This is a genomic window from Oceanobacillus salinisoli (assembly GCF_009733865.1).
Taxonomy (GTDB): Bacteria; Bacillota; Bacilli; order Bacillales; family Amphibacillaceae; genus Oceanobacillus; species Oceanobacillus salinisoli.
In genome coordinates this window covers 1-20,182 of record NZ_WOFB01000044.1, presented here as the reverse complement: position 1 = coordinate 20,182, position 20,182 = coordinate 1, and the positions used below count along the sequence as shown (strand labels likewise).

19 protein-coding genes are annotated in these 20,182 nt (G+C 40.1%); all 19 read left to right on the top strand.

Going from position 1 to position 20,182, the window contains the following annotated elements; translation table 11 throughout:
* The first annotated feature begins 738 nt into the window (after positions 1–738).
* Entirely contained in the window at positions 739–1,098 is a 360-nt protein-coding gene (locus tag GMJ66_RS19600) for a response regulator (protein WP_156292006.1), read from the top strand.
* A 145-nt stretch (positions 1,099–1,243) separates the two neighbouring features.
* Positions 1,244–2,098: a class II fructose-1,6-bisphosphate aldolase gene (gene fba / locus GMJ66_RS19595; protein ID WP_156292005.1), complete on the top strand. Its 855-nt coding sequence runs from the start codon at positions 1,244–1,246 to the stop codon at positions 2,096–2,098.
* Between the two features lie 120 nt (positions 2,099–2,218).
* Positions 2,219–2,863, top strand: coding sequence for a fructose-6-phosphate aldolase (gene fsa / locus GMJ66_RS19590; protein WP_156292004.1), 645 nt, complete (start codon positions 2,219–2,221; stop codon positions 2,861–2,863).
* Between the two features lie 101 nt (positions 2,864–2,964).
* Positions 2,965–4,251: a UDP-N-acetylglucosamine 1-carboxyvinyltransferase gene (locus tag GMJ66_RS19585; RefSeq protein ID WP_156292003.1), complete on the top strand. Its 1,287-nt coding sequence runs from the start codon at positions 2,965–2,967 to the stop codon at positions 4,249–4,251.
* A gap of 515 nt (positions 4,252–4,766) precedes the next feature.
* Positions 4,767–5,732 carry a class II fructose-bisphosphatase gene (glpX, locus tag GMJ66_RS19580; RefSeq protein WP_156292002.1) on the top strand — a complete coding sequence of 322 codons (966 nt, stop codon included), beginning with the start codon at positions 4,767–4,769 and terminating at the stop codon, positions 5,730–5,732.
* Between the two features lie 598 nt (positions 5,733–6,330).
* Positions 6,331–7,611 (top strand): transcription termination factor Rho, encoded by a 1,281-nt coding sequence (gene rho / locus GMJ66_RS19575; protein ID WP_156292008.1) that lies wholly within the window; start codon positions 6,331–6,333, stop codon positions 7,609–7,611.
* A gap of 227 nt (positions 7,612–7,838) precedes the next feature.
* Positions 7,839–8,084: a type B 50S ribosomal protein L31 gene (locus GMJ66_RS19570; RefSeq protein ID WP_156292001.1), complete on the top strand. Its 246-nt coding sequence runs from the start codon at positions 7,839–7,841 to the stop codon at positions 8,082–8,084.
* Positions 8,085–8,513: 429 nt separating this feature from the next.
* A complete protein-coding gene (locus tag GMJ66_RS19565; protein ID WP_156292000.1) occupies positions 8,514–9,134 on the top strand; it encodes a thymidine kinase in 621 nt (206 codons plus the stop codon).
* Between the two features lie 205 nt (positions 9,135–9,339).
* Positions 9,340–9,873 carry a hypothetical protein gene (locus GMJ66_RS19560; protein ID WP_156291999.1) on the top strand — a complete coding sequence of 178 codons (534 nt, stop codon included), beginning with the start codon at positions 9,340–9,342 and terminating at the stop codon, positions 9,871–9,873.
* A gap of 122 nt (positions 9,874–9,995) precedes the next feature.
* Entirely contained in the window at positions 9,996–11,066 is a 1,071-nt protein-coding gene (gene prfA, locus GMJ66_RS19555) for a peptide chain release factor 1 (protein WP_156291998.1), read from the top strand.
* Position 11,067: 1 nt separating this feature from the next.
* A complete protein-coding gene (gene prmC, locus GMJ66_RS19550; RefSeq protein ID WP_156291997.1) occupies positions 11,068–11,913 on the top strand; it encodes a peptide chain release factor N(5)-glutamine methyltransferase in 846 nt (281 codons plus the stop codon).
* Positions 11,914–12,216: 303 nt separating this feature from the next.
* Complete coding sequence (gene spoIIR, locus GMJ66_RS19545) at positions 12,217–12,831, top strand: stage II sporulation protein R (protein ID WP_156291996.1); 615 nt, start codon at positions 12,217–12,219, stop codon at positions 12,829–12,831.
* Between the two features lie 76 nt (positions 12,832–12,907).
* A complete protein-coding gene (locus GMJ66_RS19540; protein ID WP_156291995.1) occupies positions 12,908–13,312 on the top strand; it encodes a GNAT family N-acetyltransferase in 405 nt (134 codons plus the stop codon).
* 280 nt (positions 13,313–13,592) lie between these two features.
* Positions 13,593–14,618 carry an L-threonylcarbamoyladenylate synthase gene (locus GMJ66_RS19535; RefSeq protein WP_156292007.1) on the top strand — a complete coding sequence of 342 codons (1,026 nt, stop codon included), beginning with the start codon at positions 13,593–13,595 and terminating at the stop codon, positions 14,616–14,618.
* An 85-nt stretch (positions 14,619–14,703) separates the two neighbouring features.
* Positions 14,704–15,258: a manganese efflux pump MntP gene (locus tag GMJ66_RS19530; protein WP_156291994.1), complete on the top strand. Its 555-nt coding sequence runs from the start codon at positions 14,704–14,706 to the stop codon at positions 15,256–15,258.
* A gap of 898 nt (positions 15,259–16,156) precedes the next feature.
* Positions 16,157–16,759, top strand: a complete 603-nt coding sequence (locus GMJ66_RS19525; protein ID WP_156291993.1) for a low molecular weight protein arginine phosphatase — start codon at positions 16,157–16,159, stop codon at positions 16,757–16,759.
* A gap of 15 nt (positions 16,760–16,774) precedes the next feature.
* Positions 16,775–18,079 carry a methyl-accepting chemotaxis protein gene (locus tag GMJ66_RS19520; protein WP_156291992.1) on the top strand — a complete coding sequence of 435 codons (1,305 nt, stop codon included), beginning with the start codon at positions 16,775–16,777 and terminating at the stop codon, positions 18,077–18,079.
* A 60-nt stretch (positions 18,080–18,139) separates the two neighbouring features.
* Entirely contained in the window at positions 18,140–18,703 is a 564-nt protein-coding gene (locus GMJ66_RS19515; RefSeq protein ID WP_156291991.1) for a TIGR01440 family protein, read from the top strand.
* A 158-nt stretch (positions 18,704–18,861) separates the two neighbouring features.
* Complete coding sequence (locus tag GMJ66_RS19510; protein ID WP_156291990.1) at positions 18,862–20,100, top strand: serine hydroxymethyltransferase; 1,239 nt, start codon at positions 18,862–18,864, stop codon at positions 20,098–20,100.
* The last annotated feature ends 82 nt before the right edge of the window (positions 20,101–20,182 follow it).

Here is a 20,182-nt window from a genome sequence, read left to right as displayed (position 1 = left end):
GCTCCGGCAGAATACTTACGGTTCGTGGGCACGGCCTAAAGCCTCCTCGCGGAAAACCGGTGTGCCTCTAGTCTTCTAGTAACGCTTCGTAGTAGACTTCCTCGGTGCAAGGGAACAAAGAAGATTATTCAAGTAGTACCCTCACTGCTCAGGTCTGGAACGTGCGTCTACGTATTCTGCCTGCGCTGGTTGGGATTTTCTAATGATTGATTAGCACAAGCACGTGAAATTAATATTTCGTGGGTTCTAAACAACCGTCACGACAATGTGTATCTAGGATTTAATACTAAGAAATAACTTATCATTTGAAGTTATATAGCACTACACATCGATGGAAATACACTCTGCGCACCGTAGGAAGGCAGGTGAGCTCGGGGCAACAGGAATTGGTCTCAGGAGGCGTTGTCACAAAGGTTTTCGATGGTGAGTAATCGAAAGCCCCAGGATTGGCGTTCTTAGCCTCTGTTCCTTAAAAGTCTCGTCTTTAGGGGTCTTACCGATGCCTCTTTTCCCGGTAACGAGTCTCCGTGTATTTCCGTAGCGGTATAACAGTGAAAAATTACATCGGACCAACATTCTTTTAGAAAAAAGCAGCCATAAATGATGGACTGATTAGTAAAACTTGAAAAATTTTCCAAATTAAATTATCGGAATTAGCAGGAAAATGTCGTCAGTGTATCGAACTTGATAAACTTAAGGGGAGAATACTAGCGGAATAAATAGAAAGGGGAGGTAAGCATGTCGAAAAATAAAATATTGGTTGTCGATGACCAAATGGGTATTCGTCTGCTCTTAACAGATATTTTAGAGAATGAAGGTTATGAAGTACAAGAAGCGACGACTGGAAAACAGGCCCTTGATAAAATACATAAAACAAACTTCGACTTAATAATTTTAGATTATAAGCTTCCAATCATGGATGGAGCAGAAGTTCTTCAGAAGATGGAAGAGGATGGAGTCGAAGTACCTGCCCTTATAATGAGTGGACTTACAGAGAGCATCGGTGCGGAAGCGAAAAAATTTCCACTTGTGAAAAAAGTAATCGCTAAACCATTCAATGTGCAGGAATTGATTCAGCTAGTAAATAAGTTAGTCTAATATAGAGTTAATTTACAATAAATATTGAATATTTAGGCTGTTTCCAAAAGCTTGCACGAGTTGGGACTAGTTGGTATTCTAAGAGTGTATGAAAATGAACACAACTTAAAAATGTGAATTGATTCACTAGAGGAGGATTTACGTAATGCCATTAGTATCAATGAAAGAGATGCTTGAAAAAGGTAAAGAAAATGGTTATGCGGTTGGCCAATTCAACATTAATAACCTGGAATATATTCAAGCTATTCTACAAGCAGCGGAGAAAGAAAAATCACCAGTTATCCTAGGTGTTTCTGAAGGTGCTGGAAAATATATGGGCGGCTTTAATGTTGTTGTAGCAATGGTTAAATCTTTAATGGAATCCTATGGTACAACGGTTCCTGTTGCTATCCATTTAGACCATGGTTCAAGCTTCGAGAAATGTGCACAAGCGATTCATGCAGGATTCACTTCTGTTATGATTGATGCTTCTCATGATCCAATTGAGCAAAATATCGAAACGACGAAAAAAGTTACTGAATTAGCGCATATCCACGGCGTATCTGTTGAAGCGGAAGTAGGTACAGTAGGTGGAGAAGAAGACGGTGTAATCGGTGGAATTATGTACGCTGATACCGAAGAATGCAGACAGCTTGTAGAAGGAACAGGAGTAGACTGTCTAGCACCAGCATTAGGATCTGTACATGGTCAATACCAAGGTGAACCAAACCTAGGCTTTAAAGAAATGGAAGAAATCTTAAATGCCGTTCAAGTTCCATTAGTATTACATGGTGGTACAGGTATCCCAACAAAAGATATTCAAAAAGCGATTTCTTTGGGAACTGCTAAAATCAATGTAAATACAGAAAATCAACTGGCTCAAACAAAAGCAGTACGTAAAACATTGGAAGAAAAACCAGAATTGTATGACCCACGTAAATATTTAGGACCTGGTACAGAAGCCATTAAAGAAACTGTTATAGGTAAAATGCGCGAATTCGGATCATCAGGAAAAGCTTAAAGAAAATAAAGAGAATTGTGCTCCTATAGCGACGAATGGACTTACATACAGTTTCTGTCCTTCGTCGCTTATCCGTATCTAAAAACCATTTATTACAAATCTAAAACAGGGGTGAAAGTGATGAAATTTTTTATTGATACAGCAAATATTGATGAAATACGTACAGCAAACGAGTTGGGGGTTTTGGGTGGTGTAACGACCAATCCTAGTCTAGTGGCAAAAGAGGGCGTTTCTTTTCATGATCGCTTAAGAGAAATTACATCTGAGGTTAAGACAGGTTCAGTAAGTGCAGAGGTAATTGCCGAAGATGCGGAAGGTATGATTGCAGAAGGAAAAGAATTAGCAGCAATCGCTCCAAATATTACGGTGAAGGTACCAATGACACTGGAAGGTTTAAAAGCAGTTAAAGCGTTTAGCGACCTTAATATTAAAACCAATGTGACTTTGATTTTCAATGCAAACCAAGCATTGCTTGCGGCTCGTGCTGGGGCTACATATGTATCACCATTCTTAGGACGACTAGATGATATTGGTCATGATGGCATGACATTAATCCAAACCATTTCTGATATTTTTGATCAACATAAGATTAAAACAGAAATTATTGCTGCATCCATCCGACACCCATTACATGTTATAGATGCCGCATTAAATGGTGCACACATTGCAACAATCCCTTATAAAGTATTAGAACAACTTGTTAAACACCCACTAACCGATCAAGGTATTGAAAAATTTTTAGCAGACTGGAATAAACAGAAATAATAATGAATGAAATAGAAAAAAATCGTAAATGATATAAATAGAGCGAATAAACTTATCGCTGGATTATATATATTTACAACCTCTAAAAGCGAGGGTTACAGATGCAGAAAATACTAATTGAAGGTGGTCATGTTTTAAATGGCCAAGTGCGAATCAGTGGAGCAAAAAATAGTGCTGTTGCGCTTCTGCCAGCTTCGATTTTAGCCGATTCTCAAGTTACCATTGAAGGACTTCCGCAAATTTCTGATGTGAGTACATTAAGTGATTTGTTGGAGGAAATTGGCGGTACAGTTAACTGGGACGAACAAACCATTACGGTAAATCCGGAAAATATGGTTGCGATGCCGCTTCCGAATGGTAAGGTGAAAAAACTGCGAGCATCCTACTACTTCATGGGCGCCATGTTAGGGAAGTTTAAAAAAGCAGTAATTGGACTTCCTGGTGGCTGTTTCTTAGGCCCGCGTCCGATTGATCAGCATATTAAAGGCTTTGAAGCACTTGGTGCTGAAGTAACCAATGAACAGGGTGCCATCTATTTACGTGCCAAAGAGCTAAAAGGGGCAAGAATTTACCTGGACGTGGTCAGTGTTGGCGCGACGATTAATATTATGCTTGCAGCAGTTCGTGCTAAAGGAAGAACCATCATCGAAAATGCAGCGAAAGAGCCTGAAATTATTGATGTTGCCACATTATTAACGAATATGGGGGCAAAAATCAAAGGGGTCGGTACGGATGTTATTCGTATTGAGGGTGTCCCAGAACTGCATGGATGCAGGCATACCATTATTCCTGACCGAATTGAAGCTGGTACATATGCCATTGCAGCCGCAGCACAAGGAAAAGAGGTAGTCATTGACAATGTGATTACCAACCATATTGAAGCTTTGCTTGCAAAACTGAGAGAAATGGGAGTTAGTCTGGAAGAAAGTGATGAACAATTATTAATCAGACCACAGTCGCCGCTTAAAAGTGTGGATATTAAAACCTTGGTTTATCCGGGTTTTCCAACCGATTTGCAGCAGCCACTTACTTCTTTACTAACGAAGGCTTCAGGAACAGGTGTTGTGACAGATACGATTTACTCGGCTCGTCTTAAACACATTGATGAATTAAGACGGATGAATGCATCGATTAAAGTTGAAGGTGGGTCTGCCATCGTATCAGGTCCTGTCCAGCTTCAAGGTGCAAAAGTAAAAGCAACAGATCTCCGTGCAGGGGCTGCCTTAATTGTCGCAGGGCTCATGGCGAAGGGAATTACCGAAATTACAGGTGTCGAACACATTGACCGAGGTTATCAGCAAATTACAGAAAAACTGAGTGACCTTGGTGCAAACATTTGGCGTGAAAATATGAATGAACAAGAAATTGTGCAATTTCAAAATTCTTAAAGGATTTTACAGATTGAATATCGAACTTCCATATAGAGCAGCTGAAAAAATAGAGACAGCTGCTCTAAAAGCACACCATAGAATTCGCTTACATATATACGCGTTCAAAAAGGAGGATGAAAAGGGCCGGTCGGCTAAGATCGCAACGTCCTGGGACTGCGGTTACTCGTCCCACCGAAAACATTTGTTGCAACGCCGACACTAGCACGTCCTGTGCGCCTTAAAGTTCGAGGCGGCGAAGCTTTGAGTAGCGGGCTTGCGCGTGTGTGGTGACTTCTACGTTGCCCACAGGACAAGGAACACTTCGTCAGCGATACATCGCACGCAGAAAAAGTGCTTTTCTTTTTCAAGGACGTGGGCGATTTTAATAGAAGTTCCTTACCATACGTGAGAAACGGAAAAGCGAGCCAACAAAGAAATTCGAAGTGTCCTTTTTACCGGACTTTTTGAACATCCTCTATAAATGTTTCCTTTTGGGATGAGGATTCATTTTTAATATAAGGGAGAGGGCCAATATGGAAAGAAGCTTATCAATGGAATTAGTTCGTGTAACAGAAGCAGCTGCATTAGCATCCGCTAGATGGATGGGGAGAGGAGTAAAGGATGAAGCCGATGATGCCGCAACAACAGCAATGCGTTCCGTATTTGATACGATTCCGATGCAAGGAACTGTCGTAATTGGTGAAGGGGAAATGGATGAAGCCCCGATGCTATATATAGGTGAGAAATTGGGAACGGGAGAAGGACCAGGTGTAGACGTTGCCGTTGACCCACTCGAAGGAACAGAAATAGTTGCTCAAGGAACCTGGAACGCACTTGCCGTCATTGCGATTGCTGATAAAGGGACACTCCTTCATGCTCCAGATATGTATATGGATAAAATTGCAGTTGGGCGTGAGGCTGTGGGCAAGGTAGACATTAATGCCCCGGTCATTGATAATTTAAAGGCAGTTGCAAAGGCAAAAAATAAAGATATAGAAGATGTCGTTGCAACGGTATTGGAACGGGAGCGCCATGCTAAACTCATTCAGGACATCCGCGATGCAGGTGCAAGAATAAAATTAATACCAAACGGAGATGTCGCTGCGGCAATTAATACGGCATTTGATGACACAGGTGTCGATATTTTATTAGGAAGCGGCGGTGCACCTGAAGGAGTAATCGCAGCAGCTGCGTTAAAATGCCTGGGTGGAGAAATTCAAGGAAAACTTCTACCATCCAATGAAGAGGAAATTAGCCGCTGCAGAAAAATGGGGATAGATGATCTCGATAAGGTCTATTACATGAGTGATTTCTGCAGTGGAGATGACGCAATATTTGCGGCCACTGGTGTAACAGACGGTGAACTGCTGAAAGGTGTACAATTTAAGGGAGCAAAAGCAACGACACAAACCGTTGTCATGCGAGCAAAAAGCGGTACCGTTCGTTTTATTGACGGAGCACACAGCCTCCAGAAAAAGCCAAACTTGGTATTTAAATAAGAAATTGGAAGGGAAGCCAACTTTTACCATGGCTTCCTTTCCAATAATATGGAAACTATGAAACTGAAAATAATTCTTTTGTAAAGAAGTTCCCAATATTAACTAGACTTTCTAAAAAATAGTGTTGAATATTATTTCATAAAAGGGTAATATAGTAAATGTTTAATAAAACGATTACTTGGCTAATAATAGGAATATCCGAGTTAAACCGCTGCCAAAACAATATAGGAAATCACGCTTTGATTCCTAAGGTTACTTCTGTTTATGCTTCTATAATCTACATTTCTTCAAAAAGGATTTACCTTCCATAAAGAAGTGGAACTATCAAATTATTTGAATTTGGATTTATACGTATTATTTTTTATATTTATAACATAGAAAATTGAACGGGAAGCCTGTTCGTGGCGATGACTCAATTTTTTGTACGTTAGGGAAGTATAAAATTTTAGCAAAGATGAGCATTCGAGGCAGCTATTTTTAACTTCCTAAGTATAAGGAAAACTACCCCACTTGCTAAACGGCGAGCAAATGCTAGTTTTTCTAAAAAAACTAAAATATCTTAACAAAAGATGTAAAAATGAATAGGCGTGGTGATGAAATGTCTACTTTAACAATCTCTCAATTAGAGACGTTAACATTGAAAGAACTATATGCATTAGCAAAGGAATATCGAGTATCTTATTATGCTAAATTAACGAAAAAGGAACTCATTTTCTCTATCTTAAAAGCACAAGCAGAAAAAGATGGTTACTTATTTATGGATGGTATTTTGGAAATAATCCCTTCAGAAGGATTTGGCTTCTTAAGACCGATTAACTATTCTCCAAGTGCAGAGGATATTTATATTTCTGCGTCACAAATCCGTCGTTTTGATTTAAGAAATGGGGATAAAGTTTCGGGGAAAGTTAGACCGCCGAAAGAAAATGAGCGATATTATGGATTATTACATGTAGATGCCGTAAACAGTGAAGATCCAGAAACAGCGAAAGAACGAGTGCATTTTCCTGCATTGACAGCTTTATATCCTGACCGGTTTATGAAGCTGGAGACAGAGCCAAGTAAACTGTCAACACGAATTATTGATTTAATGACACCAGTTGGATTTGGTCAGCGCGGATTGATTGTTGCCCCTCCTAAAGCCGGGAAAACAATGCTCCTTAAAGAAATAGCCAACAGCATTACGAAAAATCACCCACATGCAAAATTAATTATCCTATTAGTGGACGAGCGCCCAGAGGAAGTTACCGATATTGAACGTTCGGTAAGTCCTGATGTGGACGTTGTGAGCTCTACCTTTGATGAGGTACCTGAAAGCCATATTAAAGTTTCCGAGCTAGTGCTGGAGCGCGCAATGCGACTCGTCGAACATAAGCGGGATGTTATTGTCCTCATGGATAGTATTACACGTTTAGCACGTGCGTATAACCTTGTCATTCCACCTAGTGGACGAACCCTATCTGGTGGTATTGACCCAGCTGCATTCCACCGTCCAAAACGTTTCTTCGGTGCAGCGAGAAACATTGAAGAAGGCGGCAGCTTTACCATTTTAGCTACTGCTCTAGTGGACACTGGTTCTCGTATGGATGATGTCATTTATGAGGAATTTAAAGGTACTGGTAACATGGAGCTTCACTTAGACCGCAATCTTGCTGAGCGCAGAATCTTCCCTGCCATCGACATTTTGAAATCTGGTACACGTAAAGAAGAATTGCTCGTTCCAAAAGAAAACCTTGATAAAATGTGGATGATCCGCAAAACCATGCAGGATTCCCATGACTTCCTTGATCGCTTCCTAAGAAAATTAAAATCATCGAAAGGAAATGAAGAGTTTTATCAGATGATGGATGAGGAAATGAAGCGGAAGGGCATAAAGCGTTAATCGATTTTGATTGGCCCTTTTCCAGAAACACGTGCAAAAAGGAAAAAAATCTAAGAGCCACTTGCAAACAGAGAATGACACTGGTATAATCTCTATATGTGAGTTTAGATAAGGTTTATAGCCTGAAAAGGTTCTAAAGTGTGTTTTCAAAAAGGATGGACTTTTTGAACAACCTCTTAAAATTAACTCTGTTTCCAAGGGATTCAGGGCAGAAGGAGTGGAAAAACATGAAAGAAGGAATTCATCCTGAGTACAGAAAAGTAGTATTTCTTGATACTAGCTCAGATTACAAATTCTTAACTGGTTCAACGCAATCTTCTAATGAAACAATTGAATGGGAAGATGGCAACACATACCCATTAATTAAAGTTGAAATCAGTTCTGATTCACACCCATTCTACACTGGTAAACAAAAAGCTGATAAAGTCGGCGGACGTGTGGATCGATTCAAGAAGAAATATAATATGAAATAATAAGGGAAGCTGCCTAATCAGGTAAGCTGAACTAGCTTGATAAACTGGAATGTATTCCAATGTAAAAGGACAGGCAAAATGTCAATATTTTGCCTGTTTTTTATCTTTATTTTTGAACAAATTTAAGTAATAACGCATAAAAACAATAATAACGTTCGATAATAAATGCTTTAATGAAAAAGGATGTTCACAAAGCCCCTGAAAATAATACACCGAGAACATGCACTTAAAGCGGCAAATGAAATACCAAAAATTAGTTTTCAAATGAATGGATTTTCGTGGTAAACTATTCAATGTACATAAAGTGAAACTTCATTCTGTGGGTAGTTTTCCTGCAAAATGTTAGTGGAACAGAGTCGGCATTCATGCAGACAGGTTGTCCTTCTGCAATTTGATGCGGGAATAACGAAAAGTGAGGGGTTCTCTACTATGTATGTTATGAAACAAAGCGGATGGATAGAAGTGATTTGCGGGAGTATGTTTTCAGGAAAATCGGAGGAATTAATTCGCCGTGTCCGACGTGCTACCTATGCAAATTTAACAGTCCGTGTTTTTAAGCCTGCTATCGATGACCGCTATGATGATACAGCGGTTGTTTCACATAATGGAACATCGGTTGTTGCACAGCCAATTCATCAAGCAGAGGAAATTATGGAACATGTAAATGGAAATGTAGATATTGTTGGAATAGATGAAGTGCAATTCTTCGATGAAAATGTCGTTGAAATAGCGGATGGGCTTGCAAATAAAGGCATTCGAGTCATTGCAGCTGGACTGGATACAGATTTCCGTGGAGAACCATTCGGACCAATGCCAAAGCTAATGTCCGTGAGCGAATCCGTTACAAAACTAAACGCAATTTGCCCGATTTGTGGCTCACCAGCCAGTCGCACCCAGCGCCTCATCAACGGCAAACCAGCATCCTATGATGACCCAATCATCCTAGTCGGCGCATCCGAATCCTATGAACCAAGATGCCGCCACCATCACGATGTCCCAAACAAGCCAGCAAATAAAACAGGAAAAAGATTAATAGAGGTTACAAAATAGATAAGATAGAGCACCGGATTGGTGTTCTATTTTTTTGTCAGAAGGAGGATTGCTCAAATAAGGGTTGACCGCTCAAAAGAGAGGGAGAAGCGCTCATAAAAAAAGTTATGCATGGCGTAAAAAAGGGTATAAAAGCCCGGTCCTCCAAGCAAAAACTCAAGGCTTCCGTCCCCAGCAATGGCTCCAGAACCATGGTTTCCCCTATATGATAATTGACATACTTGCAGTTATCAGCTTCACAGATAAACTCCTAAAAACTTCTTCAGAAAAAGTGACCATTCCATATGAAGTAATCCATAGTAATATACTACTCTTTAGAATTCAGGAATTGGAAGAAAAGTTTAATAAGAAGCTTATATCGATGGATCAATTGTTTAAAGCTGCAAATATGCTAAAAACGTCCCATCAGCCATTAGCAGTAAATATTTTAGAAAAGTATGGTATTCAGCCGGATCACTTGGTTAAAGGGGTGTTTTGTCCGGAGTGTGGTGCTGTACTAATGCGATGGGCGAATAAAACATGGCATTGCGTAAAATGTCATTGTTATTCCAAAGACGCTCATTTAGCTGCCATCAATGACTATATTCTTTTATACGGGAATCAAATGACCAACAAACAAGCCCGCGAATTTTTAAAAGAGGAATCACGACACGTTCTGAAACGGTTAATGAAAAAAGCGGGCTTTACGATAATTGGATATAAAAAAGGGAGTATATATCAATTAAAGATGAGATATTAGTTGATGTGGAGGATCGCCCACACCTCTTAAACACAATCCCATCATACCCCAGCCAAAATAACTTTGACCCACTTCACAGTGTATACTATAATAATACTGGTAATCAGAAAGAGGTGTACGTGATGATAGATCGTTTACAGACATTGGAAGATCGTTACAATAAGTTAAATGAATTATTAAGTGATCCAGAAATCGTGAATGATACAAAGAAATTGCGTGAGTATTCCAAGGAACAGGCAGGCTTGGAGGACGTGGTTCAAGCTTATCGTGAATATAAAGATGTGAATCAGCAGTTAAAAGATGCGAAAGAGATGCTGGAGGAAGACTTGGATGATGAAATGTATGAAATGACGAAAGAAGAAATCCAAGAGCTTACAGTAGCTAAGGAAGAATTAGAAGAAAAGATGAAAATCCTGCTACTTCCGAAAGATCCGAATGATGATAAAAACGTATTTATGGAAATTAGGGGTGCTGCTGGTGGAGATGAGGCAGCGCTATTTGCTGGTGACCTTTACCGCATGTATTCCCGTTATGCAGAAACTCAGGGCTGGAAGATAGATGTGATGGAAGCTAATTCAACCGGTGTTGGCGGATATAAGGAAATGATTTTTATGATCAACGGAAAAGGTGCTTACTCTAAATTGAAATATGAAAATGGGGCGCACCGTGTACAGCGTGTTCCAGAAACAGAATCTGGCGGACGTATTCACACTTCCACTGCAACGGTAGCGGTACTTCCGGAAGCAGAGGAAGTGGAAGTAGATGTCCACGAAAAAGATATACGTGTCGATACCTTTGCATCCAGCGGTCCTGGTGGGCAAAGTGTTAACACAACGATGTCTGCGGTGCGCTTAACCCACGTTCCAACAGGTATTGTCGTCTCCATTCAGGATGAAAAATCGCAAATTAAAAATAAAGAAAAAGCAATGAAGGTCCTTCGTGCACGTATTTATGATAAATATCAGCAGGAAGCTCAGGCAGAATACGATGAAAACAGGAAATCCGCCGTTGGTACCGGGGATCGTTCCGAGCGTATTCGTACGTATAATTTCCCGCAAAACCGCGTGACCGATCACCGCATTGGTTTAACGATTCAAAAATTAGATCAAATCATGCAAGGGAAAATTGATGAATTCATTGATGCTTTGCAATTAGAAGAACAAGCGAAAAAACTAGAGCAAATTGGTGAATAATATGACAGAGAAACTATACGAAGTCCTCAAACGGGCTTCTCTTTTTTTAGAAAAACATAACCGTGAACCAAGGGTGGCCGAGCTCCTCCTTCAGCATCACCTCCATGTATCAAGAAGTCAATTTTACATGATGATGCAAGACAGGATAGCGGAAGAGGCTGTTACGAAATTTGAAAAAGATATCCAATTACATGCACAAACTGGGGTACCTGTACAACATCTCACTGGTTATGAGATGTTCTATGGGCGCAAATTCCAAGTGAATGAGCATGTATTGATTCCAAGACCGGAAACAGAAGAACTTGTTGAACATGTGATCGAATCGGAAAAAGGGAAAAATGTAACGATTGCGGACATTGGCACAGGTAGTGGAATTATTGCAGAGACCCTTGCCTTGGAATTGCCGCAAGCAACGGTTTATGCATCCGATATTTCTGAGGAGGCACTTAAGGTTGCTCAAGCAAATTCAGAAACCTTAAATGCAGAAGTTACGTTTTTGAAAGGCGATTTTCTTCAGCCTTTCATCAATCAAAATATTCACGTGGATATCGTCGTTTCCAATCCTCCTTATATTGCCAAAGCAGAAGAGGAAATGTTATCAGATACGGTAAAAAACTTTGATCCTTCCCTAGCCCTGTTTGCTGAGGAAGAGGGACTTGCTGCCTACCGGAAAATTATTCAGCAAGCAAAAGAAATGACAGGACTGCAAATGTTAGCTTTTGAAATTGGACATACACAAAGTGAAACGATACATGCGCTTATCCAAGGAAACTTCCAGTCAAGTAACATTGAAACCATAAAAGATATAAACGGAAAAGACCGGATTGTATCCGCTATTCTTGTTTGAATTTCTAGTACACATGTTTTTTTTACCTGTGTACTTTTAATATGTATATCCGCCCCGGTAGTGTTGATGAAAAACGACCGGTTGATATTGTACCTCTTCCGGTTGATAAAGCGTCCTCCTTAATAGTCAAACAGTCTGCCCATGTGTGAAATGTCTAATGCGATTTACCAGGCTAAATTACACTCCTGCCATATACTCCTAACACTCTCAAAAATATTTTAAAAAAATAATAGATTACTAGTTTAAAATCGAAATCCTCTGTCCATAATGAAGACTAAAGAAAGGGAGAGGAGATCGAAAACGATGAAAAAACTATTATTTGGTGCAATTATATTTATGATATTATTTTTAATTTTTCCGGCAACAGGTGTTAGTCAGGATGATGAAGGAATAGAGCAGGATTATCAGGTTATTCCCGATGAAGCGATTCGTCTTCGCATTCTAGCAAATAGTGATAGTGAACAAGACCAGGCATTGAAACGTTTAGTGCGAGATCGGGTTAATGAAGAAGTAACAAGCTGGGTAGAATACATGACAGATATCGATGAAGCGCGTAACTTGATTCAGCAAAGACTTCCGGAAATTGAAAAGATAGTCGGAGAAGTGATTGAGGAAGCCGGTTTTGAAAATGAGTTTTCGGTAGAATATGGAAAAAACGTGGAATTCCCGACAAAGCTGTATGATTCATATTTATATCCAGCAGGTGAGTATGAAGCGATTTTAATTGAGATTGGTGAAGGAAAAGGAGATAACTGGTGGTGTGTGTTATTCCCGCCATTATGCTTTCTGGATTTTTCATTCGGAACTAGCGTTTCTGCAGCGGATGCAAGTGAAGCAGAAGAACTGGAAGTGGAAGAAGAACAGGAAGAGGAGAAAGAAGTGAAGTTTTTCTTATTTGAGTGGCTAGGCTGGTCATAGTTCCTCTATTTTATGCATAGGATGGTAGAAATGGTAAATAATGATTCTATCATAATTAATAGAAGAGGTGAGGAACATGAACATCATTCCTGCTAAGAAGGCGACAGCGGAGCAGCTGGAGGACTTTTTTAACCGAAATGAAAATTTAGACAAGGACGGTTTATTGGATAAAGGATATGTCGTGGAAATGAATGAAAACATTGAAGGCTGCTTTATCCTGGATGAAGTAGAGGAAGAGGGAGTTTATTGGCTGAAGCAATTGTATATTACGAGAACCGAGGCGAATAAGTTGCCAGTTCTGTTGGAATCCATATTAACGATTGCAAAGTCAAAGCAAGCAAAAAGCGTCTATGTGCATAGTCATCAGCCTGTTGTGGATATTTTACTCGAGGCACTACAATTTCATCCACAAACAGAGAGCAGCTTTGTGGATAAACATCCGATTGACAAGGGAAATTGGTGGTCTTACAACGTTTCCTAAGGCATAACCAAATCAAAATTAGCGTATAATGAAATGAAATTTTAAATACATATACACAAAATCCACAAGCGCTTGTGTATAACTTGTTGGAAAACTGTGAGTAATTCGACCCATTTGTGTATAAAACGGCAAAAAAGTGACAAATTGACTGGAATAAGAAGGATAATCCCTGTGGATAAAATTCTGCGGGGATTTTATTATTTTCCTGTGTTCCACATTTTGCGAAATCCTTAAGTTTCCTCTAAAATAGGGAATTAGAGAAATGAGGGACCGAAGCATGATGGAAACAAAACGATGGAATGTAAATACAAACGAAAGAAAATATAAGCAATCTATAGAGGAAGCAGCTGAACTTTTAAAAAAAGGAGAGGCAGTCGCTTTTCCGACAGAGACGGTATATGGGGTGGGTGCAGATGCTACGAATCCAGCGGCTGTTACAAAGATTTTTGAAGCAAAAGGTCGTCCTCAGGATAATCCGCTGATTGCTCATGTTGCTACAAAAGAGCAGCTCAAAAGACTTGTGGATGACATTCCGGAATACGCCGAACAGCTAATCGATCTTTTTTCGCCAGGGCCAATTACATATGTGCTACCAACAAATGGAACATGCGCTGACAATGTAACAGCCGGGTTATCCACAGTGGGGGTACGGATTCCGGACCATCCAGTTGCAAGGGATTTGTTAAAAAGCTGTGATATCCCAATTGCTGCGCCTAGTGCAAATGTCTCGGGAAAGCCGAGCCCAACGGTTGCAGATCACGTATGGGAGGATTTATCTGGAAAAATAGCAGGGCTATTGGATGGTGGTGCAACAGGTGTTGGACTGGAATCTACCGTTTTGGATTGTACACAGGTTATCCCAATTATTCTAAGACCAGGTGGAGTAACGAAAGAACAGCTGGAGGAAGTCGTTGGGACAGTAATGGTTGATCCGGCCTTAGCAAATAAAGATGAAAAACCGAAAGCTCCGGGAATGAAGTACCAGCATTATTCTCCTGAAGTTCCGATGTGGCTTGTAGAAGGATCAAAAGGAAAAATCCAGCAGCTTATCGATGAAGAACAGCAAAAGGGAAATAAAGTTGGTGTCCTTGCAAGTACGAAAACAGCCAACGTCTTACATGCAACTGAGATTTTGCCACTTGGGGAAAACATCCATGAAATTGCTGCTCATTTATATGATGGGTTACGCAAATTTAAAGAAGGGGATGTGGATATCATCCTTTGTGAGGCTTTTTCAGAAGATGGAATAGGCCAGGCCGTTATGAATCGCTTGCGAAAGGCAGCAACGGAATATATAAAAGAATAGCGGTTATCCACAGGAAACGATACGAAATACATAATCCTCCTTGGACATGCATATATTTTATAAGCATATCCGAGGGGGTTACTTAATGACGGAGTACTATATTGGGGAAATCATTTCAATACTTTTTATGGCATTTGCCTTAGGAATGGATGCATTTTCTGTTAGTCTCGGGATGGGAATGCGGAAATTAAGATTAAAACGAATTGCATTAATTGGCCTTGCGATTGGTCTATTCCACATAATCATGCCTTTTATCGGAATCATCTTGGGGAAATTTATTTCCAGCAGTATTGGAGATTATGCGACGATTGCAGGCGGAATTTTATTGCTGGCCATTGGTGCACAAATGATTATAAACGCATTTATCCAGGATTCGGAACAAAAACTGGAGCCAGTTGGAGTTGGTTTGCTTGTTGTTGCCCTAACAGTGAGTTTGGATAGTTTTTCCGTAGGGTTGCATCTTGGAATGTCAGGAGCAAAAACGGCTTTAGTCCTCTTTAGTTTTGGTATGGTAAGTATGGTTCTTACTTGGATTGGACTGCTCCTAGGCAGGAAAGTACGCGGCTTCTTAGGGATATACAGCGAAATCCTGGGTGGAAGTATTTTATGTGGATTTGGAATAAATATATTAATTGGCTAAAAGTTTATTTTTGATAAGAGAAGGCTGCTTTCGAGACAGTTGTTTAGAATTTTAGAAAAACTCGCATTCGCTCGTCCTTTTGCCAATGAGTAGTTTTTCTTATACTTAGGACGTTAAAATTTTATACTTTCCTAACATGCAAATAAGGTATTCGCGAAAAAATGGGCGAATGCTTTTTCTGTGCGAGGTTTCTTATTTAATTTGTAACGGGATTTTCTTGTACGCTAGCGTAGGAATGTAATATTAGCTTGTTAAAAATCGCAGTTGTAGAACTACGGAATAGTATAGTGGTCCGTTGGTTTTCGCTATGGGCATTCGCGCACCTTAGGGCCACGCTTCAGCCTCCTCGGAAGAAAACCACTTCCTGCTCAGGTCTAGACATGTGCTATTCCCGCGGGGGTCGACTGCCCTCCGCTCCAATCTACCATTTTATAGTGGTTAGCTATGCTAAGAATATATTTAGCCTAATTAATGTTAGGGAGGTAAAGCACTAAACCAGCGAGACTCCTGGGAAAAGTGGCCAAAGTAAGACCCTGCAGAGCCCAGCTCGAGGAGGCTCACGGGTCACCCGCGGAAAGCGTAGTGTATTTCCGTAGCGGTTGGTAAGCGGTATCTACTTACTTCGCAGTTATGTACATTTTGCATCAACAACAACCTTTCACAAAATAGCTTTCTTACACATTACCAGGAAACTATAAAATTTCAGCTGAGAAGTGAATTCGACTAAGTCCAAGTTTTAACGTGAGAAAGTAAAAAAACTATTACATTCGCAAAAGGGCGAGTAAATGCGAGTTTATCTTAATTATGGTATATTTGAGCTACGAATCCTGCCTTTCTGGAGCAGGCGAATAGAAATACTTAATAGAAGTTTCACTTTTAATAAAGATGGAGGGCCATGATGAAAATATTATTTGTATGTACGGGAAATACGTGTCGGAGTCCGATGGCTAAGGCATTGCTAAAGCATAAGATGCCAGAAGCAGAAGTGCAATCAGCAGGTATTTTTGCTGGTCCGAATCAGCGTGCAAATGAAAACACCATACGAGTCTTAAAAAAACAGAATATCGAGATTAATCATCAAACACAGCCCGTTACGGAAGAACTTTTATTTTGGGCAGATATCGTACTGACCATGACCTCTCAACATAAGCAATCATTAATGATGGATTTTCCTAATTTTCAGGAAAAATATTATACCCTTAAGGAATTTGTCTCAGATGCCGATAAAAAGGTATGGGAAGAATTAAAAAAAGCAAATGCTAATTTAGAAGAAAAACGTCTACAAATTATCCAGCAACATAAAAACTTGCCACAGCATCAACTGAACCAGCTGATTGAAGAAAAATTGCACGAAGATCTCATTTATATTCGCAGTTTGGAATCGAACCTGATTAGTTACGATGTTTCTGATCCATTTGGCGGAGATTTACAAGTCTATCAAAAAACGCTGAAGGAGCTGGATGAACATATCGATATGCTTATTAAAAAAATTAAACGCTAGCTGGGGGAACGGAGAATGAAAAGAAAATATCGGTTTAGTTTAAGGCTGAAATTGGTCCTGTTTACGACGATTTTAGCCTTGATTACGTATGGGGCAAGTGCATTTTTTCTCTATGTTTTATTTGATTACGTTCAAGGGTATATGAATATATCATTTCAGTGGTTTACGATTCTGACATTATTGGGTGGTGTATTCTGGTCTGGCCTTTTAGCCCTTTTTGCTGCCTTTCTCATTACTAAGCCATTGGAAAAATTAACGAATATTGCTTCCAAAGCGGCGGAAGGGAAGTTAGATCAAACGGTGGATATTCCTAAATCCGATGATGAAATTCGCGCACTTACCGTTTCCGTGGATGCGATGCTAAAAAGTTTGAATCAAATCGTACATAATATCGATAAAAATTTTAAAAGTACCAATCAGGCTGTTCTTCATATGAAGCAAGCATCAAATAAAGCAGCCCAGCATTCTTCCGCTATTAGTATGTCCGTAAATGAAATTTCCAAAGGGGCGGAAAATTCATCGGAGGCGATTCAACATACAGCAGAAGCCGTTGAAATTGCTACAGAATTAGCTGGGCAAGTTCAGGAAAAAGCAGCACAGTCAAAGGAAAAATCTACAACGATGCTGGCTACATTAAATAATAGTAAACAGGTCGTCCATCAATTGGTGGAAGGAATTCAGCGTTTAGCCAGTGATCAGGCAGTATCCTTAAATGATGTTGAGCACTTAAAACAAAATGCTCAGCAGGTGGAGTCAATCATTACGATGGTTGGCGAAATTGCGGGACAGACGAACCTGCTTGCACTAAATGCATCCATTGAAGCGGCGCGTGCTGGTGAGCATGGAAGAGGCTTTGCGGTTGTTGCCGAGGAAGTTCGTAAACTGGCAGACGAAAGTGCACAAGCAGTACAACGAATATCCAGTTTAATCACAGCGATTCAGGATGATGTAAATAGGGTTGTGGATAAGATCAATGAGAATGTTATTTATGCGAAGCGGGAATCGGAAAATGGATTGGAAACCAATATTGCTATTGAACAAATGGCGGGCTCGGTAACGGATGTCGCTGAAGAAATTGATATGATATCCCTGCTGGTGAATAAGCAGCTGGAATCGATTCAGGATACGGTAAGACAATCCCAGGAGGTAGCAGCCATTGCTCAGCAAAACTCTGCAAGTGCAGAGGAGGTAAATGCGGCCATCCAGGAACAAGTCGCAACCATCGAAGAAGTCGACAGATTAGCGTATAATATAGAAGAACAGGCAAAAAATTTAAACAAACAAATTCAAAAGTTTCATGCAGTAAAAGCGGCAGAATAAGATAATGGAGGCTGTTCCGATCATGGGACAGCCTTATTATACAAGCGAGGGGTGAACGTCATGGAAGATGTAAAACAAAATATAGACGAATTGATGGAAGAGTGGTTACAAAGCGGTCATTTACGTCAAGGAGATATTTTTGTTATTGGCTGTTCAACAAGTGAAATAGCTGGAAAGCGTATTGGAACTTCCGGAAGTGAGGAAATAGCCGGCATTATTTTTCAAGCTATGAATAAATTACGAGATAAAGCAGGTGTTCGTTTAGCATTCCAGTGCTGTGAGCATTTAAATCGCGCCCTTGTTGTGGAAAGAGAAACGGTAAGGGAACAACATTTGGAGGAGGTATCCGTTGTTCCTGTTCCAAAGGCTGGCGGATCGATGGCATCCTATGCCTATAAACATATGCATGACCCGGCTGTTGTTGAATTTATCACCGCACAGGCTGGAGTGGATATTGGCGAAACGATGATAGGTATGCATATCCAACATGTAGCGGTTCCATTACGATTAAAGCAACGATTTGTCGGAGATGCCAGAGTCACAGCTGCTTATTCCAGACCCAAATTAATTGGTGGTGCCAGAGCGAATTATGAAAATACTAGAATGGATGGAAGTTGCAAATAAGAATCTTTTTATAAACGTGCGGATTTTTATGCTGGATTTAAATGTTATTAAACATTCATGGAAGTTTTCTATTTGAAAATCGAATGAAAACAGATACAATAGAATCATAGTTAGTTTTTTGAAAATTGAAAGGATATTTTACATAGGGGGCTAGTGTGATGGAACATGTAAAACAGCAAGATCCAGAATTATTTGCGGCAATTGAGAAGGAAACGGGGCGCCAGCAAAATAAAATTGAATTAATTGCATCGGAAAACTTTGTTTCAAAAGCTGTCATGGAAGCAATGGGTTCGGTGTTAACGAATAAATATGCAGAGGGGTATCCGGGCAAAAGGTATTATGGTGGTTGCGAGCATGTGGATGTTGTTGAAGATTTAGCGCGTGACCGGGCAAAAGAGCTTTTTGGTGCAGACCATGCTAATGTGCAGCCGCATTCAGGAGCCCAGGCAAATATGGCAGTCTACTTTTCTGTTTTAGAAACAGGGGATACGGTTCTTGGAATGAACTTAAATCATGGTGGACATTTAACTCACGGAAGTCCTGTGAATTTCAGTGGGAAGCAATATAATTTTGTGGAATATGGTGTTGATAAAGGAACAGAAACATTGGACTATTATGATGTATTGGAAAAAGCGAAGGCAGTACAGCCGAAGATGATTGTCGCTGGTGCCAGTGCTTATTCCCGTGAAATTGATTTTGCTAAGTTCCGTGAAATTGCTGATGAAGTGGGAGCGTACTTAATGGTAGATATGGCACACATTGCCGGACTTGTTGCAGCAGGTCTGCATTCAAATCCGGTTCCATATGCAGATTTTGTGACAACAACCACCCATAAAACATTACGTGGACCTCGTGGTGGAATGATTTTATGTAAAGAGGAATATGCAAAACAGGTGGACAAATCTGTCTTCCCTGGTATTCAAGGTGGCCCGTTAATGCATATTATCGCTGCTAAAGCAGTATGTTTCAAGGAAGCATTATCCGATGACTTTAAAGCATACGCAAAACAAATTATAGAAAATGCCAAAACACTTGGTGAAGCATTTGTGGAAGAAGGCCTGCGCATCGTTTCAGGTGGTACGGATAACCATTTATTGTTAGTTGACGTAACTCCGCTTGACCTAACTGGAAAATTAGCAGAACATGTACTGGATGAAATTGGTATTACAACGAATAAAAATACCATCCCATTTGATACGAAGAGCCCATTCGTAACAAGCGGTGTTCGTATCGGTACTGCGGCTGTAACGTCCCGCGGGTTTGGTGCGGCAGAAATGAAAGAAATTGCATCGATCATTTCTAAGACATTAAAAAACCATGAAGATGAAACAGTATTAAATGAAGCAAGAGATCGTGTCAAAGCATTAACAGATAAATTTCCTTTATATGAAGCGTAAGTAATGAAGCTAGGATGTTCCCTCTGGGAGCGTCCTTTTTTGTTGCATAGCGTACAATGTCAAATACTTTTTTCAAGTTTTT

Excerpts from the sequence above, each read along its gene's own strand:
- fsa (WP_156292004.1), top strand. The coding sequence starts at position 2,219 with ATGAAATTTTTTATTGATACAGCAAATATTGATGAAATACGTACAGCA.
- fba (WP_156292005.1), top strand. The coding sequence starts at position 1,244 with ATGCCATTAGTATCAATGAAAGAGATGCTTGAAAAAGGTAAAGAAAAT.
- prmC (WP_156291997.1), top strand. The coding sequence starts at position 11,068 with ATGACAGAGAAACTATACGAAGTCCTCAAACGGGCTTCTCTTTTTTTA.
- GMJ66_RS19515 (WP_156291991.1), top strand. The coding sequence starts at position 18,140 with ATGGAAGATGTAAAACAAAATATAGACGAATTGATGGAAGAGTGGTTA.
- glpX (WP_156292002.1), top strand. The coding sequence starts at position 4,767 with ATGGAAAGAAGCTTATCAATGGAATTAGTTCGTGTAACAGAAGCAGCT.
- GMJ66_RS19540 (WP_156291995.1), top strand. The coding sequence starts at position 12,908 with ATGAACATCATTCCTGCTAAGAAGGCGACAGCGGAGCAGCTGGAGGAC.
- GMJ66_RS19565 (WP_156292000.1), top strand. The coding sequence starts at position 8,514 with ATGTATGTTATGAAACAAAGCGGATGGATAGAAGTGATTTGCGGGAGT.
- GMJ66_RS19510 (WP_156291990.1), top strand. The coding sequence starts at position 18,862 with ATGGAACATGTAAAACAGCAAGATCCAGAATTATTTGCGGCAATTGAG.
- GMJ66_RS19525 (WP_156291993.1), top strand. The coding sequence starts at position 16,157 with ATGAAAATATTATTTGTATGTACGGGAAATACGTGTCGGAGTCCGATG.
- GMJ66_RS19570 (WP_156292001.1), top strand. The coding sequence starts at position 7,839 with ATGAAAGAAGGAATTCATCCTGAGTACAGAAAAGTAGTATTTCTTGAT.
- spoIIR (WP_156291996.1), top strand. The coding sequence starts at position 12,217 with ATGAAAAAACTATTATTTGGTGCAATTATATTTATGATATTATTTTTA.
- GMJ66_RS19535 (WP_156292007.1), top strand. The coding sequence starts at position 13,593 with ATGGAAACAAAACGATGGAATGTAAATACAAACGAAAGAAAATATAAG.
- GMJ66_RS19560 (WP_156291999.1), top strand. The coding sequence starts at position 9,340 with ATGATAATTGACATACTTGCAGTTATCAGCTTCACAGATAAACTCCTA.
- GMJ66_RS19585 (WP_156292003.1), top strand. The coding sequence starts at position 2,965 with ATGCAGAAAATACTAATTGAAGGTGGTCATGTTTTAAATGGCCAAGTG.
- GMJ66_RS19520 (WP_156291992.1), top strand. The coding sequence starts at position 16,775 with ATGAAAAGAAAATATCGGTTTAGTTTAAGGCTGAAATTGGTCCTGTTT.
- rho (WP_156292008.1), top strand. The coding sequence starts at position 6,331 with ATGTCTACTTTAACAATCTCTCAATTAGAGACGTTAACATTGAAAGAA.
- GMJ66_RS19600 (WP_156292006.1), top strand. The coding sequence starts at position 739 with ATGTCGAAAAATAAAATATTGGTTGTCGATGACCAAATGGGTATTCGT.
- GMJ66_RS19530 (WP_156291994.1), top strand. The coding sequence starts at position 14,704 with ATGACGGAGTACTATATTGGGGAAATCATTTCAATACTTTTTATGGCA.
- prfA (WP_156291998.1), top strand. The coding sequence starts at position 9,996 with ATGATAGATCGTTTACAGACATTGGAAGATCGTTACAATAAGTTAAAT.